This is a genomic window from Paenibacillus chondroitinus NBRC 15376, from assembly GCF_004000765.1.
Lineage (GTDB): Bacteria > Bacillota > Bacilli > Paenibacillales > NBRC-103111 > Paenibacillus_E > Paenibacillus_E chondroitinus.
The window spans coordinates 1-16,775 of sequence record NZ_BILW01000074.1 but is presented as its reverse complement, the minus strand read 5'-3'; the positions used below and the strand labels follow the sequence as shown (position 1 = coordinate 16,775).

Genomic DNA, 16,775 nt, shown 5'->3' with positions numbered 1-16,775 from the left:
ATCACGTGTCGGCTGCCGTCATGTCGTAATAGAACTATCGTTCCCTGTTAGCGGAATACTATATCGACTTGCAAACAATCATGGCGAGCTGGTTTCTGTAAATGAATGTGAATCTTCATCGAGATTGTATCTACCCCACGTCCCCCCCCAGTCGCGCATCCGTACAAGAACCTCATTGAATGCCTTTCCACTCTCTGTTAATGCATATTCGACGGTAACCGGTACAGTTGGAACCACATTACGGCTAATGATACCACGCTGCTCAAGGTGACGAAGGGTATCGGTCAGCGATTTGATGCTAATACCAGGCAGATTGCGACGAAGTTGGTTGAAACGCTGTGTTCCCTGGCACAACTGCGAAATTACAGAATACGACCATTTGCCGCTAATGACTTCGATAGCGGAAACAATCGCTCGGAAGCATGGATGCTCATCGGGTTGATTCATAGCAACACTCCCCTTACAAAAAGTTAGTTAAACTAGAAATACATTCTATAACAAAAAAATTTGCGTTCTTTCGCGATTATGGCATTTGGAATATGCTCGTATTAGGGTCCCTACAGCGGCTCATGAAGGAGGAGAATACAGATGAAAATTGGTATTATTGGAGCCGGAAATGCTGGCAAAACATTAGGATCTGCATTTGCAAGGCAGGGTTATCATGTAATGCTCGGATCCAGACAACCGGAGAAACTTGCAGACTGGCTTCGGTTAGAAGATGTGAACAAAAAAACAATCCTAGTTAGTACAATCCACGAGACGGCTGCCTTCGGCGATTTGCTTGTTCACGCAATAACCGGCCATGGAGCGATCGAGGCACTCAAAATGGCAGGGGAAGAAAATCTGCGGGGAAAAACCCTCTTGGACATATCCCTTCCAATTAATTTTACTGAGGGGCGAATATCGCTTTTCACGTCTACTGGAGAATCGCTCGGCGAACGAATTCAGACCACATTTCCTGAAGTTAAAGTAGTCAAGGCTATGAACCACATAGCGGCTGCCGTGATGGTGAATCCTGGTATAGTCGCTAACGGAGATCACGACTTGTTTATGTGTGGAAACGATGCAGCTGCTAAGCAAATGGTCTCGGCCTTGCTTAAAGGAGCATTCGGCTGGAAACGGATATACGATCTTGGTGATCTGTCGGCTGCGCAGGCGACAGAAGGGCTCGCCTTATTGGCTACTCACGTTGCTAGCGCCCTTGGACACGGTATGATCAATTTCAAGGTAGCACAATGAAGATAACACAAAAGCAGTACGAAGTAGAATCTTTTTAGCGCTTTTGTTCATCACATATGTTAAGGATCGATAATTGTCCGGATTGTCGGTTCCATATTTATTTTAGTTAACGTTCTTTCGTTAGTTCAATCAGAAGTACTTTTTAAAACCTTTACTAACCGATCCGTCATATCCTTCTCGTTCGAAGATTTTCTTACTATTTGGTACTAACATACGATAGAGGTCGTACAGTTGGTCTCTATCAGATCGTTCAGCTTGACGAATCAAATAGAATCATCTCCTAAATAGCATCAATATTACAATTTATTCCACATTGAATTTAAGCATTCCTTCCTGTTAATTTAATAAAAATCACTCACCAGAAACCTGTATAATATTTGAAGCCTTGGCCGGCGTAAGAGTATGGAGGCATAAGTTACTAAAAATAGCAGTAGCCTTGACTGAAATTAATAGTCGTGGCAGCTGCTATTTTTTTTCAAATATCTATAGCTTAACTAAGCAGCAATCGATTCATAATGTCTGCTGCTGTGCTGTTAAAATTAAAAACTAAGGTTCCCCGTTTAATGGATTAATTCACTGCATTGCAGCAATCATCCAAAAAAACCCAAAAAATACTCCCCACAAACTTAGAAGCGAACTAATCATAAAAGGTAGCCATTTTACTCTTTTAGATTTTAAATACACAAACACGAAAAATGGATATAAAACAAATATCTTTATAAGAAAGAAAATTAACATAGCAATTAATTGGTTAAAGTGAAACAGTAATAGGATAACCATAGGTATTAATCCAGTTAGTCCAACTGAGTAGCCAATAAACTCCACAAAAATATTCGATATGTAGGGGTTAGCATCAAGCACAATTGCTGCTACCATTGGGGGAAACCAAGTGATTATATACTGAAATATCTACCTCCACCGCAGCAGCATCAGTTCTTTGTTAAACTAACGTTCCTCCCTAGTTTATAGTTCCAAGGAATGCTTACATTTTATTGAATTTATCAATACTATCTAGAATTGATTTATCTAAGGAAGTAAAATGATTGCCTTCCATGAGAATAATATCAACGTTCTTACCATTTTCTTTTGCTATTTGAACGAAGGAGTAACTTTCCTTTAGGTGATCGTTATCCTTGTTACCGACATAAACTAATAATTTCTTTTGAATACGTCAAAGGATCCTTGCTTAAAGAATAATGGAAATCTGCTCTTAAACCAGTCTTGCATTGGCAACCATTGATCACTTCACGTATTGCTCCATCAACTATACTTTCAAGATAATCAACTTTGCCTCCAGGAGCAATATAACCTGGAAAACCTAGTTTATTGGGGCGATTTATTAAAAGAACTTTATGACGGACGTATTCCCCGGCAACAGGACACTTGATGCATTAAAAAATAGAGCAAAGACAGTCATACTATTAATAGACTCTTTTGCATCCAATTTTCAATATTAAAAGGCACATGGCCAATCAAAATACTTGCAGTATTCCCTCGTATTTATTTTATCGAGTTATCTTTCTCGTTAGTTCAACAAAGTTCTGTACTTTGTTATCATTGCTTTATGACTTTTTGCTATGTTGTCAGGCAGATCATTAATACTAATAAACTCTAAACTCATGGATTCTGAATCATTAATTCTTAGATTACCACTAAAATCCTTAGTCCAATAAGCTGTAACAACAACATAGAATTCATCACCGTTGGGAGCTTTAATATAATTCTCTTTACCAGAGAAAACATCAATTAAGTTAAGATTTCTAACTTTAAGTCCTGTTTCTTCATACACTTCTCTTTGAGCTGTTTCTACTGTAGACTCCCCCAATTCCATTAACCCGCCAGGTAATCCATAACGCCCTACTGGATGATGCATTCGTTTTTGCAATAAAATTCTATTTTCTTCATCGATGATAATAACCACCGCGCCAACAAGAATTAATGGAATAGTACCTACAATTTTTCTTAAGTCTTCTACATAGCCCATTAAACTTCCCCATTCGTTGAATTTATTGTTAAAACATTTCTAACAATCTACTCAAATCCCTTTATTTTTCCTTGTAGTTTAAAAAAGGCAGCAGGCTATTTGGCCGCTGCCTTCATGTTTAATTCAATCAACTAACGTTTCCCGTTGAGCGCAATGATCGATTATAAAGAAATGAACAATATTTAGCCGGTTGCGGCTTTTGTGTCAACCGGATACGGTATCTTTGCGACCGACCCATCTCGTTCGCTTCATCAGCTCGGGAAAAGCAACCGCAAGCAGTACCAACAGGACCCCAGCCCATTGGAGCAAGCTTACGTGCTCGTGTAGAACGATGGATGACAGCATAACCGCGACAGGCAACTCGGCGGCACCGAGAATGCCTGTCAAACCTTCTCCAATTTTCGGAACCCCTACCGCGAACAATAATGGAGGCAAGAACGCGCCAAACAAGCCGAGCAGTACCCCAAACGGAAGCAATCCCTCCAATAGCGCATGGTTGAACAGGAAGCTGGGTGGGAACAAGAAAAATACAAATAACATCCCCCCTGTAACCATCCAAGCGCTTCGGTATATCGGATGCATGGAAGGCACAGCTTTGCCACTGAACAGAATAAACAACGAGTAGCTTATCGCGGACATAAAGCCAAAAATGACGCCCTTCCAGTTAAACTCAGACAAGCCTTGATCAAGTATGCCGGCCGCTAGCCATGTCCCTCCAAACAGGACGGTCAGCGTGATCAACATGATGCCGTTCGGACGCCTCCTCTGTTCGACCGAATTGATCAAAACCCCCATCCATGTGAATTGGAATAACAACAGAATGGCTAGCGAATTGGGAATATATCGCAGGGATTGGTAATACAACAAGCCTGTTACAGCTGTAGGCACACCAGCGACCATCAGGATGACGCGATGCCTCCACGATAACTTCGTGGCAGCCGTCGTGGATGAAGACGTCGTCTTAACATTTGCGCTCCATCTTCCTTTCGATTTCATGAATAGAACAAGAGTCCAAGCCAATACGAACCCCGTCAATAATTGACTTCCCACGATTTCTCCGAGCGTATAGCCTTTTGCGTATGCCTTTGTAACGATTGTCGATAGAATGCCGTAACAGACTGCGCCTAACAAAACCAATATTCTGTATTTCATCGTTATGATTCCTTCCTTGGGTTTCTTCTACTGTATATTGGAAACAAAAAAACTTCCTTACTATCGAATATAGAATCGTTGAAACTCGATTCCATATTCGTAGCAAGGAAGTTAAGGCTTCCTGTAGAGACCCCCACCCTGTATTTCATGGGGTTATACGAATGTATTGTTGATTCCTCAAACTAAAGCAAAACAACATAACAAATAATAAGGCGCTCGCTCGCATTTGTCAACTGATGCCGGCTGCCATGGTGTCTTTATTAAGCTATAGTGTCCCATTAGAGCTTAATTCCGAGAATAGAAAATTCACTCTCTCCTAAAATCGAATTTCTCATTTGGTGTAAAAATACGCCTATAATTAGCGTAAGTGGCATTAAAATTATTCAAGGTGTCCTTTTAGTTCAAAAAGAAGCCCTGTAAAGAGACTAAGTTATATTTTAACACATATTGGAAACATCCCACCCCTTACTTTAATGAAAAAGGGAGCTGCTGCCTGCGCGGCAAACTGCTCCCTTTATTGGAACGAACATGGTGTTCTGATCAATGAGTTATTTATTCAAGAATTTACTACGGTCAATTGCCTCCGGTGGTTTTTCTAACCATCCATTTTCAATCAAGAGATTTGCACCATCTTCCACATATAACATTACTTCCGCTTGGCATTTCAAAAATAAAGCACCAATATCTTTTCTACCGTCAAGCGATATGCCATTGGCATACTCCCTTATTTTCACATTAAACATGTCCACTTTATGAAAAACCATGATTTTGTCAGAAAATGGTGAGACTGTCGAAGAAGTCACGAAATGATCTATTAGTGTCGGGGAGGGCAATCCATCCTGGGACAACTTTTCTGTTAAAGATTCAATGTGCTTTTGATTAATATCTTTTCCGCGTTCTAGAAATGTTCTTACCTTATTGTCATTTGCTACTTGAGCAAATCCAATAATAAGTGCTTTGCTTGTGATATCGTTATTCAGATTTCCGAAGATATGCGCAATTTCTAATCCTTGTAGGGGTCTGCCTTTTCCGAAAAAAGAACCCAGAAACTTTTCACTATGTACAAAATCAACTTTTTCTGGGGGCTGAATGACAGGCGAATTCATTAGCTCATTTTTAGATTCTGAAATTACCGCAACCACTGACTGCAATTTCATTGTATCTTGGACGCATTTGATAAAAAAATCCCGAATATCTCTTCTTGTAACCAATGGTACTGCAATCGAGTAGAGACTCATACCAGCTTTACTCGCATATTTCAAATAATGAAGATAAAACTCATCAATAAACAACCGAGGCGCATTCAAATTCACGTCACTATCAGTAAACCCAAGAGGTATAGGAAAGTTTGCTTGATTAAAGAAGAACTCAATTGTTTGGATATTATTATTGCTTAACTCCATTGCATATTCTAAAGCCACTTTAATCTCGGGATCATCTACATTCTTTAGATAATAATTGAGCATGCATTTTCCCATTGAATTTCCGATATAAGTCGCCCAAAGTTTCCCCATTTCAGTTCCTGTGAGCACAGATTTCATAATTGCATAGTCCTCTTTTCTAGAGTTAGAAGGTGTGAAAGCATTATTAATCTTACCCAATAAGAAATTCAATATGTAAAATTTTATTATTTATCCTCAATCATCCTAAATTTATAATCAACCGATAAAAAACTTCAAATTAATCAAGGCAAACTTACGCTTCCAAAATTTAAAGTCCTTGATCTAAAAGACTTATTCTAAATTGCTTTAAATCGCTCATTCAACTATCGTTCCTCATTAGCGGAAAGAACTCTGTCGAAAGAACCGAGGGTGGTGTTATCGAATGCTATTGCCACATCTGAGAACCTTCATAGTTTATTTGTTAATTTCTTCTTCATTACCTAACATATTTAATCTATTAGCAATGTCCTCTTCTGTATATCCAAACCAAGTCATTTCATAAAGACATAATGCGATTATTTGTTCATTAGTTAATACATCAAATACGCTATTATCAATGGTAATTCATATTGATAAGCAAGAATCAGAACAAGTTTCTGAACAAAGTATATTAGCTGATAAAGATGTAGAAGAGTATCGAGTACACGGGAAGAATAATTCTGCAGAATGGTCGGGATATTGGGATTTATCACCTTCCAAGTGGAATGATTGGCTTGGTTATTTTATCTGTTTTTCACAAGATTTCCGAGATTAAACCCCAACCTAACTAAAACAGGGCTATAGGAGAATTGAAATTTTCGATAGTTTCTCTTCTTAAAAAAGTCTTTTTATTTCCCCTGTAAAAGCTTTTTAATCTCCGCCAAATCTTCTTTCACTTCATTCCTAAACTCAGCAAAATCTGCCTCAAGTCTATGCAGATGACCCTGCATATCATCAATTTCTTGCTCCGCTTTATAATTGATTGCAAAATCAATTATAGCTTCTTGTTTGTCTCTTGCTGACTGTCTATTCTGACTCATCATGATAATTGGAGCTTGGAATCCAGCAAGAAAGGATAATAAAAGATTTAATAAAATAAAAGGTGGTTCATCAAAATGAATGACCTTAGTGATCGCCAATGTGTTTAAGATAACCCAAGCTGCCAAAAATACAATGAAGATATTAATAAATTTCCAACTTCCAACAAACTCCGCTACATTATCAGCAAGTTTATCTGACCATTTTGTTGATTTTGCATAATCTTCATTTAAATGGTCATGTATATTGCTTTGAAAATTTTCAACCAATTGTTGAATTCGTCCTGCGTATTCTTTTAAATCCTTTGTGTTTTCCTTCTCCATGTTATCACCATTCCCATTGTATTTGTTTAATTCATCCTTTACTAATTAATATTAGGCTCATAGGCCTTATCATTGTCCTTTCAAATTCAGGCTCAATCGAGTTCGCAATATCTTTATCTTTAAGAATTTATAAATACCAATGGATTTCATACAAAGATCGATTCTCCTCGAAAGCATGTAAATAGCTGCAGCATACTTAATATAGGGATGCTCATGATTAAGCATTAGCATTCCATATAGTCTCTTAATTTCCCCCTACCCAATCCAAAAGATATTATCAACAATATTCTAACACAATCTATTCCACTAACCGTTACTCAAAAACGAAAAAGGAGCTGACGCGGTAAACTACTCCAATATCCGTTCAACTAACGTTCTGCGTTAGCGTAATGGTTTTAAAGGTTTTCAAGAAGTTCCACTACTCTCAGTAACAATCTTATAAAAGATATTTTCATGTTCGTTTATTTTGTTTTTATTGCAATTCGGGCAGAGCAAGTTATTTCGTTTGATACCAGTTAGTTTAACTTTGTTGGAACCACATTTCTTACATTGGGAGTATCTCACTTCATGATAAGGTTTAAAAAAAAACACATTCTGTATTTCTTAATTGAGCCGATAACCATGCAAAGTCATAGGTCGAAAATGTATTCTCTGTTTCAAACTTTTGCAATTGTTTCAAGTGACCTAATGGCTTTAAGCCGAATTCCTCTGCTATGCTTTTCATTATTACTAATTTTTTAAGGTTCGATAGCTTACCTATTGGATTCAGATTATCAAAAACCAACGTTTTCCCTGAGGAATCCCAACTTGGTAAAGATTCTAGAGATAACTCCTGCAAGTTGGTTAATAGCCCCAATTTATCTAATTTATTTACTTTTGGCATATGTATCAACCTCAACTTTGATAGGTTCCTAAGATTGCACATATCATCTAACGTCCCATCAAAGCTAAAGATTTCTAGCTCGGTTAATTTCGTTAAAGAATTAAGTTTTGAGTAATCTTTAATTTTGCAATTCCAAATTTTAAGTGCTTCTATTTCCCTATCCTCTAAGGCTGCATCAAAATCATATTGTGTCTTCTGTATTAATTCCAACCTTTTCATGTATATAACACACCTATCCTAAACCGGTTTATCTACAATTGATCTTTTACTGCATTGAATCAATCTTCTACAGCTGACAAAAGTGAAGTGACATTATAAATCCAGGCCCCTTTTTCGTCGGCTAATATGGTTTTCCACCCGAGCGAATTTGCTTCATTAAAATTTTTATCCTGATCATCAACAAACAATATATCTCCCTGGTGGTTTAGTTGCTCATGCACTAGAGCGTATATTTCAGGCTTAGGCTTGCAGCAACCTACTTCACTGGATACTGTAATACTGCATACATAAGGTTCGATAGGTTTAAGAATGGATTTAATCCACTCTATGCGATGGTTACTTAATATATGGATATTTGCGTATTTACTCCAAATCTTTACTTTCTCAATAGCTGGCATTGGACGAATATTTGAAATAAGGATTTCTTTTGCGTTTTCTATATGAATTGCAGGAAATTTCAAATGCAACTGTTCCCAGAACCCCTCCTCTGGCATCTTTCCAGTCCATAACTCTTCACGTATTTCCTTTCTAAAATTAAAAAGCATTGCATAAGGAGTACTAGATTGTTCCGACAGATCTTTCCAAAAATGAGGAGAAAAATTAGTAGCAAGCACCCCACCAATATCGAGGACTAATTCTTTATCAGCCATGCAAGAAACCTCCACTAAAAAGTTTCAAACATATTCGACTTATAGAGTACAAACACCTCTAGTTCAACTAATCTCCCGTCAGTTCAATGAAAAAGCAGCCATCATCTCAGCTACCTCCACTAGTGTTTATATGTATAGTTCAACGTTAAACTGTACCTATCTCTTCCCTACTTCCCATCGGGAACGAGATAATCTAATCATTCAATAATGGGTTTGATTTTCTTTCCGCTCTCATTATAAACTGTATACCCTCCGCGAACCGTGATCCAAATCTCGTTATCTGTGTAGAGATCGGCCTGAAGATCCAAACCTGCAGTAAGATCCGGAATACCTTCTTTATTCGTAGCTACAGCCACTGTTTTTCCCATTCGTACGATCATTTGGGAGCCCGACTTTCCGTAAATTGTTTGCTCCCCTATCAACTCTACATTTGTAATGGATTTATGTTTAGAATCGTTAACAACGCCTTAAGTCCTATGAATAGTGCAGCAATTGCAATTATTGCAATACTGTCCCAGCGCAAATAAGTTAGTTTCATTTTAATATTGGCACCCTTTCTTTTCTTAACATTGTCCGATCCGTAAGGAAATGAGGACATAATATGAAAAAGCCGCATAACATGCGACTTTAATGTAACCGTATTTTTGTCACCCGACAAGTTTATCTTTGCTTTCTGAATTTATGTACATCTATTATCAATTCTATTGAACAAAAAGCCACCGTCAAAATACCAATAAAAGATAGAATATAGAGCATGCATCTAACAGTAATATAAGCAATTGGCATGCTATCGAAAAGACTTTTTATTGTACTGAAAGCAATAGAATTATTTAAGAAAAGAAGGAGTACTCCAGCTACTATCCCGTAAAGCAAATTTTTTTTATGCTCCATAAAAAGCCCCCCTTTTTAAGAACAAGTTGATCTTTGATAGGTTGTTTATACAGCTCCAATCTTAGGCCATGCCAGTTCGATGCCGTTCGCCGTCAGTAAAGCTTGAAGTTCTTTGAGCTTTGCTGTGTCAGCGCGAACCTCACTTGGGGTCATGCCTTGGTTCAAACAAAAAGCAGCCGTATAGCCTGCAGACTCCCCGATATTCCATTCAACGGGATGAAGCCTGTAGCAACCGTTAGTAATGTGGGTTGTTCCTATATTTTTACAGGCAGCTAGCAAGTTCGTAACCTGCTTGGGGATCAGACTTCCTAATGGGATCTGAAAAGGCATTGAAGAAATATCGAGGAAGTTCCGTCCCGTCATACTCGGATGCAAATCGATTCGGTAACATCCAATCCCTACGCTGTCAGGGAACTCTACTGCTCCTTGATCGCCTCGGATAGCTGTGCTTACGTGCTGTTCCAAAACCGTAAATTCCGCTTTAATTCTACGCGATTCCCGAATATACGGCGCCTGGGCCATGCCGTCAGCGGTCCCGACGACGTCCGGACGCAGCCTCAACCCTGGGTATCCCACTCCCCCGTCAGGCCGAGGAGCTTCTGTTTGCAGCCAATATAACAAAGAAAAGCTCAGTTGTTTCGCTTGATATAGATGCTTTTCGGCCAACTGTTCAGGTACATCATAAACATTTCCAAGAAAGTAATCGTTCTGCGCCCAATTGACTAACGAAATGTCCGACGTGTATGTCCCTGCCGCGAAGTTCGCTTTATCCACAATTCGGCGATAGATAAACAAAGGGTATTTATCCGTACCGGGAAAGAGCGTTTCTTCTGTTGGTTCCAACGTTTTGGGATCAGGCGATACCCAATTCAACTGCGGATTCGGCCAAAATGGTGCCTGAAATGAACGCCAGAACTCGTAATCATGAGGTTTATCTATGACATGATTCTCTCCTTCGAAGTAGTCCATCGCAAAGCAGTAAGTAAAAGCCTGGATATCATGAGGATCCGCGGGACCCTCCAAGGCATGAGGTTCGTTTGTTACTGACTTCGATTCTGCTCCGGTTACGTAGTCGACTTCCGCAAGTGGCAATACATCCCCACATTCCGTTGCATCTAGAAAATAAGGTGCATGGACAGTCAGCCTTTCCCCGTTTTCGCGTTTGACAGTAACGGCTTGGATCTCGTTGCCATGTCTACACGCTTTTACAATTTTACTTCGTGTGTGGATGGTAAGTTTCCCGCTGTTAACGAACGGCGCGAGCATCTGCTGCAATACGGCATGCGTGACACGTGGTTCAGCGCACAGCCGGCTTACTCCACCATTTCCAGGATTCAAATAGTACACCGAACGCCCATACTCGGACAACGGATAGTGTTGCCGGTAGTACTCTCTGACCTCGTCGCGAAATTGGCGATAACTTCGTGTACAGCCGAATTGCTCGATCCATTTGTGCTCGTCAGGCGGCACAGCCTGACTCGTCAACTGACCGCCAATCCAGTCGAATTCATCGGTCATATACACATTTTTCCCCATCCTACAGGCAGCCAATGCTGCAGCGCACCCTCCCACTCCTCCGCCTATTATTGCAATATCTACGTGCAGATCTCGTTCCATGTTCATCATTCAACTTTTACCTCCTTCATCCACATTAGTAAAATTAAGCCTATATAATAGACGGATGGGATCTTCTTAAAGTTGCAAAGTTATCTCAATTTTATAAGCTTCCAGGGATTCCTCGGTTGAAATCATTTAATGTATAAAAATTAACTCCAATGTTAAAAAAGCTGTCGAATGACAGATCAACCTATAATCACAATCATCCCTATGTTGCACTTTGTGCAGCATAGAGGCCTCAAATCAGCCACTGGCTCCTTCCACGTTGTACAAATGACAACGTGGAAAGCAGGATAGTGCGGTTTTCACGCTATTTTGCTTGAATTTATTGCAATTAGTGCAATGAAGAGTAGGGTGGTGGGCTTTAAAGCTGTTTTATGTTGTATAACGTACAACGTAGACATGGAGCAAGGGGCCGTGGCACAAGGCGCTCAATGCCGCGCTATGATTAATTAGCGCGAAACGCTCATTCGCGTTGCAATCAATAAGGCTTAAACTTCTCCCAAGCCTAAACCATACAAAAAAGCCTCCATCCTCAAAAAGGATGAAGGCTCCCGCTCACCAATCTATTTCGTCCTCATAACCGTAAATTCATGCTGCCATAAAATCCTGCCGCCAATCTCAAGTCTAGCCCGCAGCTGGTTCTGCCCGACCTTCAGCGGCTTGGCAGCTTGGTATTGGAAGAAAGCCATGTCCCACTGAAGGGGTGCAACCCATTTTGAATAGGCCTGAATAGCCTCTGCCGGTGGGACTCCGTTCTCTTCGACAGTCAACTTGGGTCTTAACTCAGGTGAAGCGTCGGCCGCGAGCTGCTGAGTGCTGTCTCTAAAAGCTACATTGAGCACTATCTGATCGGAATCCACTGATGTGGGAATAGCAAGAGTAGTCACATTGTAGGCCTGAAGTGTAAAAGTAAGGGAGTTATCAACCTTAGTAATAAGAGTACCGAACAAGTACCGTACATCGGCTTCGTTCAGATATATTTCTCCGTTTGGCGAGACCTGTGGTGCTGCCGTCAAGTTTACCTGTTGTACCTCTTTACCATTCCAAAGTGTTGTCGCCTGCAAGGAGCCAGCCTGAATGCGAAAACCATTGCCAAACCTGCTGTTCTGATAAGTGGTCCAGCCTCCAGACTCACTTTTGTCGTATCGGAAACCTTCGGATAAAAAGGGAATGGATATATACCAAGCGTTATCGCGCATATATCCCACCTGTCGGTCTTGAAGCTTAAGCTCGTCGCCATCAATCTTCGCACTGTTGTAGTACAAAGTGTAGAAGGACATGTCTATAGCCGGATCAAATCCATCAGTCACAATTCGATCGGAATATGAATTTAACTTCAACCAGGCAAGCCCAACATAAGAATCGATCTGGTACCAACGGTTCCCTACGCTATCATCCCAATAACGAATCGGATGTACAATTTGAGGGGAAGCTTGTGCGAATTTATACCAATTACCTAAGGGATAGTTCATCAACTCCGCATTGGATTTCAATTCTATGGCCACGTCTGTCGGTTTGGCATCTATCGGATCGGCAAACTGTTTATTCACCCAACCATCCCCTGCCGATGTATGAACATGATACCAGATGGATTCATCCTGTGAGTTCCCATATGGATTATTGTTAATTCGTTCGAACACTTCGACTTTCTGAGGCTGAAGAATGGCCACCTCTTCCCCATAGGAATCAGGTTGTGCAAAAAGCGTTGTTCGCGTATACAATACTAAACTTTCTTGGGACTCTTCAACCCTCGCGCCTCGGTAATACATCCACTGAACTCCGCTCTTTGTCTCTACACGATAGCTTGTGCTGTTGAATGGCGAAATGAACTCTGCTGTAATTTCCCCAACACCTTGCGGAATGCTGCTTACGTTCATGAAATATTCCTTCTCAGGGACAACGCTCCGCAGCGTACCAATGCGATTAAGAGGAATTTGAATCCATTGATCACCGAGCCAAGTCGTATGAATCTGCAGCCATGTCATCGTATTGTAATCGAAGTTATCGGCAACAAACCACCTTTTCGCAGCAGCCACCACCTCCACATCCTGCGGTGCCAATGAACCCGTTGATGGTGAATTGGTATCCGGGTTGGCATACATCAGCGTATTGTCCAGCAGCGATATTTGCTTCGGTGGAGCGACGTCCAACGCTTTTGAAGGCACATTGATCCACTTATCGCCAAGCCAGGTGCGGACTTTCCACCAATTATGCGCATCCGACCAAGGCATGCCTGCCTTGACTACTTGCACCTCCTGAGGAGCTAGATAGCCCTGAGGTTGACCACCGGAATCTTCGTATTTGTCATAATAAGGGATGTTGCTCAATAACTGAATAACCGCAGGCACTCTACCTGATTCGGGGACCTCCGAAGGGAACATTTCGTGCTGGAACTCCGGCTGCACGCTAGGTATGGGCTTCCAAACAACAGTTGCTCCTTCCGCTGAAGCGTCGAAAGCACATGACATCATGACTTGCGCTCCAACTACAGCCGCAATGGCTGCTTTTTTCCAGCTCATTGGATCACACTCCTATTCATTCTCTCAACTTAAATCGCTATATTGGTTATACTCGGTATTTGTTCCAAAGTTTCCTATATCCACTCATTAGATTCAGCATAAATAACACGAGTAGCTCAACAGCTGCGGACTGTGGAGCTACTCGTATGAAGATACAAATTATCGATGTTGTTCATACCTATTTGAACGCGTCAATTTCTGAAGCAAAATGATCTCTTCATCCCTTAGGGGAGGGGCCTCTGCAACGGCGATGTTCTCCAACAATTGTTCTAAAGAGCTAGCCCCTGGGATGGTCACAGCCACCGCAGGATGAGAAAGCACATAGCGAATGGCAAGCTGACTTAAACTGCGGCCATTTACATTGGCTGAATCCAGTAATTTGGGATACAGGCTGCTAATTGATTCTCCTGTGTAGTCAAGGTAATTTTCCTGAAGCCGCCGTCCCCTATTCGACAGAATTCCTTTCGCCACTGGACCACGTGCTATCATACTGATTAAATGCTCGGCAAGCAAAGGTAGCACTTCTTCCTCCGGCCGTCGATCTAGTAAACTATACTGACTCATGACGCTTATAATCGATGATCGGTTTGTATATTCCCGAATCACATTTGGACGTATCGAGGATATGCCATAATAGCGGATGACCCCCTCTCGTTTCAATTGTTCAAAAGCTTCGATCGTCTCGTCGATCGGGTCTTCAAGTGTACCGCCATGCAATTGATATAAATCAATATAATCCGTACGCAGCCGTCTCAAGCTTTCTTTAACCGCGGAAAGTATGTACGCTTTGGAGGCATCCCATACCCAGCCCTCTTTGCCTGGTATTCGTCTGTTACCGACTTTTGTAGCAATAATGATTTCGCCACGATTGCGACCTTGAATCGCTGAACCTACGATTTCTTCATTAAGACCTTCATCGTACAAATCAGCCGTATCTAGAAAATTCACCCCACGGTCCAATGCTGCATGAATCATAGAAATGGCATGCTGGCGATCTGTGCCTAACGACATGCAACCTAATCCTATTTCGCCTACCATGAGCTCTGAAGCACCTAATCTGTTTCGTTTCATTATTTTGTATCCCTCCTAAATATGGATCTAATTTCTCTTCCATTTATCATATACAATTTTTCACTTGAAGGACAATTTAACAAAACAAGCTCTTGCCTAATAGATTAGACAAGAGCTTGCTTCATTTTTCATATAAGGCCTTACGTTTATTTCTCTACTCGTACCGTTAGCACGTCACTGGAGGTTACTCCGCCCGCATTGACCAATTCACTCCGGTACTCGTAAGTACCAACTCCACGTCCGGCAATTGTACTCACCGCACTTTGAGCGCCAGGCGTAGCAGCTTGCATTGATTTCGTTTCGATTAACACACCATTTTCGTATAAACGGTATTCGGTCGCATTGAAGCCTGGGATGACCAAGGACCAGATGGTATTGAGCATATGCAGCTCTTTGACCAGCAAATAGGTCGGAATTAATCCACCTCCAAAAAACATCGTAAATATAATGAGTCCCATCCACCATTTTCTGCCTAACAAATATCGTTTGGATAACGGATAGGCGAGCATAGCCGAAACAACAACCGTCAGCAGGGTTCCCAAGACCGTACGTAGAATTGTCGTGTAATAGGATTCAAGCAAAGCGCCAGTTGCAAAAATCTGTTTATAAGCATCAAAAGTTGGATTGCTGGTAAACAAGTGTAGCCCGATTATGAATGAATAGTAATGATTTATCTTTACAAAAAATGATGTATTTTTACTTTCGTCGTAGTGACTGCGCGAAGAACCTTATCCCGCAGCGAAAAGACTGAAACATATTCGTTTCAGCCTACTCCATGTGCACAAACGCCCACTCCGTTGCATATGGTGGAAGCAATGCAGGAATCTCATTTCAAAGGAGATAACCATATGTGGAATAACTTCCCGTCCTATCAAGATAACAGACCAGGGATTGCAAACCTTTTACAGTGTATGAATAAATGGGTGACCATCCAATTAACAGATGGGACTAATTTACATGTATATGTAACGAATGCCAATTTCAATATGGCATCAGGATTTTTGACCCACCAATCTTATAACTCCATAGTCTGCAACGGATCTGCCATTCAAAACGCACAACAAGCAGAGGCTTGCTTAAATCAGTGGGTTCAGCTTGTGCTTCCCAATCACATATCCCTCTCATTTTATTTGACTCATTTTGATGATCAAGTGATCGGGGGCAGTTTCCAATCGAATCAGCTTTTCGGACTGTTTAACCTTGTCGCTTCAGTTCAATGTTGAATGATTGAAATTTTTAGGTAAATTATATTTTCAGGGAAAACCTGTTTCTATACTGCTGAGGCGTTTCGCCTAGATACTTTTTGAATGAATAGCTAAAATATTGGGAGTTTTCATAACCCAAATCTTCGGAAATATCCATAATCTTCATTTTGGTGGAACGATAGGATAGATTGGCCGTTTTGACGCTCACACAATGCCGACATGTTTTCTGAAAGCTGCGACGTGAGGCGCTGAATGACCTGTTCGCGTTGGAACTCCATTTCAATGGTATCCCGCGCTTTTTTCAATACGGATGTCACTTCTTTAAGCTGAATAGGTTTCAGAATGTACCCAGTTGCTTTCACATTCAGCGCCAGCCTGGCATAGTTAAAATCTTGTACCCCGACCGGTCCTTTTCACGGGGTCAGATACAGCGACTGAACTTATCGAAACTTACAGGAGGAATATCTTGGTTAACGGATAACTGCAAATAGGTACATACGTCCAATCAATTGCTACTTAGCAGACATAATGTATACCGTAGTTACAAATTACCAGGAAGG

General features: G+C 40.9%; 18 protein-coding genes, 1 pseudogene and 1 riboswitch. Of the genes and pseudogenes, 2 read left to right on the top strand and 17 right to left on the bottom strand.

Annotated features, from left to right (window positions below):
- Positions 1 to 78: 78 nt before the first annotated feature.
- Complete coding sequence (locus PCH02S_RS34400; protein ID WP_127458608.1) at positions 79 to 447, bottom strand: winged helix-turn-helix transcriptional regulator; 369 nt, start codon at positions 445 to 447, stop codon at positions 79 to 81.
- 141 nt (positions 448 to 588) lie between these two features.
- On the opposite strand from PCH02S_RS34400, the gene PCH02S_RS34395 reads away from it, so the two are divergent.
- Positions 589 to 1,239 (top strand): NADPH-dependent F420 reductase, encoded by a 651-nt coding sequence (locus PCH02S_RS34395; protein WP_127458607.1) that lies wholly within the window; start codon positions 589 to 591, stop codon positions 1,237 to 1,239.
- A gap of 1,149 nt (positions 1,240 to 2,388) precedes the next feature.
- Here PCH02S_RS34395 and PCH02S_RS34390 read toward each other — a convergent pair.
- The 14 genes and pseudogenes from PCH02S_RS34390 to PCH02S_RS34330 form a co-directional block, all read right to left on the bottom strand.
- A pseudogene (locus PCH02S_RS34390) lies at positions 2,389 to 2,627 on the bottom strand (NUDIX domain-containing protein).
- Positions 2,628 to 2,764: 137 nt separating this feature from the next.
- A complete protein-coding gene (locus PCH02S_RS34385; protein ID WP_127458606.1) occupies positions 2,765 to 3,223 on the bottom strand; it encodes an NUDIX hydrolase in 459 nt (152 codons plus the stop codon).
- 204 nt (positions 3,224 to 3,427) lie between these two features.
- Positions 3,428 to 4,375 carry an EamA family transporter gene (locus tag PCH02S_RS34380; RefSeq protein WP_127458605.1) on the bottom strand — a complete coding sequence of 316 codons (948 nt, stop codon included), beginning with the start codon at positions 4,373 to 4,375 and terminating at the stop codon, positions 3,428 to 3,430.
- 80 nt (positions 4,376 to 4,455) lie between these two features.
- A riboswitch (purine riboswitch) is annotated at positions 4,456 to 4,556 on the bottom strand.
- A gap of 367 nt (positions 4,557 to 4,923) precedes the next feature.
- Entirely contained in the window at positions 4,924 to 5,916 is a 993-nt protein-coding gene (locus PCH02S_RS34375; RefSeq protein WP_127458604.1) for a DUF3231 family protein, read from the bottom strand.
- A 315-nt stretch (positions 5,917 to 6,231) separates the two neighbouring features.
- The gene (locus PCH02S_RS37145) at positions 6,232 to 6,375 is read right to left on the bottom strand and encodes a DUF6557 family protein (RefSeq protein WP_407670158.1); all 144 of its coding nucleotides are present in this window, start codon (positions 6,373 to 6,375) and stop codon (positions 6,232 to 6,234) included.
- A 269-nt stretch (positions 6,376 to 6,644) separates the two neighbouring features.
- Positions 6,645 to 7,157, bottom strand: a complete 513-nt coding sequence (locus PCH02S_RS34370) for a DUF1003 domain-containing protein (RefSeq protein WP_127458603.1) — start codon at positions 7,155 to 7,157, stop codon at positions 6,645 to 6,647.
- A gap of 577 nt (positions 7,158 to 7,734) precedes the next feature.
- Positions 7,735 to 8,259 carry a hypothetical protein gene (locus PCH02S_RS34365; RefSeq protein ID WP_127458602.1) on the bottom strand — a complete coding sequence of 175 codons (525 nt, stop codon included), beginning with the start codon at positions 8,257 to 8,259 and terminating at the stop codon, positions 7,735 to 7,737.
- A gap of 59 nt (positions 8,260 to 8,318) precedes the next feature.
- Positions 8,319 to 8,909 (bottom strand): HAD family hydrolase, encoded by a 591-nt coding sequence (locus PCH02S_RS34360; RefSeq protein WP_127458601.1) that lies wholly within the window; start codon positions 8,907 to 8,909, stop codon positions 8,319 to 8,321.
- Positions 8,910 to 9,106: 197 nt separating this feature from the next.
- Positions 9,107 to 9,289: a hypothetical protein gene (locus PCH02S_RS34355; RefSeq protein ID WP_127458600.1), complete on the bottom strand. Its 183-nt coding sequence runs from the start codon at positions 9,287 to 9,289 to the stop codon at positions 9,107 to 9,109.
- A gap of 280 nt (positions 9,290 to 9,569) precedes the next feature.
- Entirely contained in the window at positions 9,570 to 9,800 is a 231-nt protein-coding gene (locus PCH02S_RS34350; RefSeq protein ID WP_127458599.1) for a hypothetical protein, read from the bottom strand.
- 45 nt (positions 9,801 to 9,845) lie between these two features.
- Positions 9,846 to 11,417: an FAD-dependent oxidoreductase gene (locus PCH02S_RS34345; protein WP_127458610.1), complete on the bottom strand. Its 1,572-nt coding sequence runs from the start codon at positions 11,415 to 11,417 to the stop codon at positions 9,846 to 9,848.
- 566 nt (positions 11,418 to 11,983) lie between these two features.
- The gene (locus PCH02S_RS34340) at positions 11,984 to 13,939 is read right to left on the bottom strand and encodes a hypothetical protein (protein ID WP_127458598.1); all 1,956 of its coding nucleotides are present in this window, start codon (positions 13,937 to 13,939) and stop codon (positions 11,984 to 11,986) included.
- Between the two features lie 159 nt (positions 13,940 to 14,098).
- Positions 14,099 to 15,010, bottom strand: a complete 912-nt coding sequence (locus tag PCH02S_RS34335; protein ID WP_127458597.1) for an aldo/keto reductase — start codon at positions 15,008 to 15,010, stop codon at positions 14,099 to 14,101.
- A gap of 146 nt (positions 15,011 to 15,156) precedes the next feature.
- Positions 15,157 to 15,648 (bottom strand): hypothetical protein, encoded by a 492-nt coding sequence (locus PCH02S_RS34330; protein WP_127458596.1) that lies wholly within the window; start codon positions 15,646 to 15,648, stop codon positions 15,157 to 15,159.
- A gap of 210 nt (positions 15,649 to 15,858) precedes the next feature.
- Here PCH02S_RS34330 and PCH02S_RS34325 point away from each other — a divergent pair, with 210 nt between their 5' ends.
- Positions 15,859 to 16,233 carry a hypothetical protein gene (locus tag PCH02S_RS34325; protein ID WP_127458595.1) on the top strand — a complete coding sequence of 125 codons (375 nt, stop codon included), beginning with the start codon at positions 15,859 to 15,861 and terminating at the stop codon, positions 16,231 to 16,233.
- 22 nt (positions 16,234 to 16,255) lie between these two features.
- On the opposite strand, the gene PCH02S_RS37140 is transcribed toward PCH02S_RS34325, so the two are convergent.
- Both PCH02S_RS37140 and PCH02S_RS36625 read right to left on the bottom strand, forming a co-directional pair.
- Positions 16,256 to 16,423 (bottom strand): helix-turn-helix domain-containing protein, encoded by a 168-nt coding sequence (locus PCH02S_RS37140; RefSeq protein ID WP_407670157.1) that lies wholly within the window; start codon positions 16,421 to 16,423, stop codon positions 16,256 to 16,258.
- Positions 16,344 to 16,577 (bottom strand): response regulator, encoded by a 234-nt coding sequence (locus PCH02S_RS36625; RefSeq protein WP_246069408.1) that lies wholly within the window; start codon positions 16,575 to 16,577, stop codon positions 16,344 to 16,346. Before PCH02S_RS36625 ends, PCH02S_RS37140 begins: the two co-directional genes overlap by 80 nt.
- Positions 16,578 to 16,775 lie beyond the last annotated feature (198 nt).

Coding starts and splice junctions, on each gene's coding strand:
- PCH02S_RS34400 (WP_127458608.1), bottom strand. CDS start 447: ATGAATCAACCCGATGAGCATCCATGCTTCCGAGCGATTGTTTCCGCT.
- PCH02S_RS34395 (WP_127458607.1), top strand. CDS start 589: ATGAAAATTGGTATTATTGGAGCCGGAAATGCTGGCAAAACATTAGGA.
- PCH02S_RS34385 (WP_127458606.1), bottom strand. CDS start 3,223: ATGGGCTATGTAGAAGACTTAAGAAAAATTGTAGGTACTATTCCATTA.
- PCH02S_RS34380 (WP_127458605.1), bottom strand. CDS start 4,375: ATGAAATACAGAATATTGGTTTTGTTAGGCGCAGTCTGTTACGGCATT.
- PCH02S_RS34375 (WP_127458604.1), bottom strand. CDS start 5,916: ATGAAATCTGTGCTCACAGGAACTGAAATGGGGAAACTTTGGGCGACT.
- PCH02S_RS34370 (WP_127458603.1), bottom strand. CDS start 7,157: ATGGAGAAGGAAAACACAAAGGATTTAAAAGAATACGCAGGACGAATT.
- PCH02S_RS34365 (WP_127458602.1), bottom strand. CDS start 8,259: ATGAAAAGGTTGGAATTAATACAGAAGACACAATATGATTTTGATGCA.
- PCH02S_RS34360 (WP_127458601.1), bottom strand. CDS start 8,909: ATGGCTGATAAAGAATTAGTCCTCGATATTGGTGGGGTGCTTGCTACT.
- PCH02S_RS34355 (WP_127458600.1), bottom strand. CDS start 9,289: ATGATCGTACGAATGGGAAAAACAGTGGCTGTAGCTACGAATAAAGAA.
- PCH02S_RS34350 (WP_127458599.1), bottom strand. CDS start 9,800: ATGGAGCATAAAAAAAATTTGCTTTACGGGATAGTAGCTGGAGTACTC.
- PCH02S_RS34345 (WP_127458610.1), bottom strand. CDS start 11,417: ATGGAACGAGATCTGCACGTAGATATTGCAATAATAGGCGGAGGAGTG.
- PCH02S_RS34340 (WP_127458598.1), bottom strand. CDS start 13,939: ATGAGCTGGAAAAAAGCAGCCATTGCGGCTGTAGTTGGAGCGCAAGTC.
- PCH02S_RS34335 (WP_127458597.1), bottom strand. CDS start 15,010: ATGAAACGAAACAGATTAGGTGCTTCAGAGCTCATGGTAGGCGAAATA.
- PCH02S_RS34325 (WP_127458595.1), top strand. CDS start 15,859: ATGTGGAATAACTTCCCGTCCTATCAAGATAACAGACCAGGGATTGCA.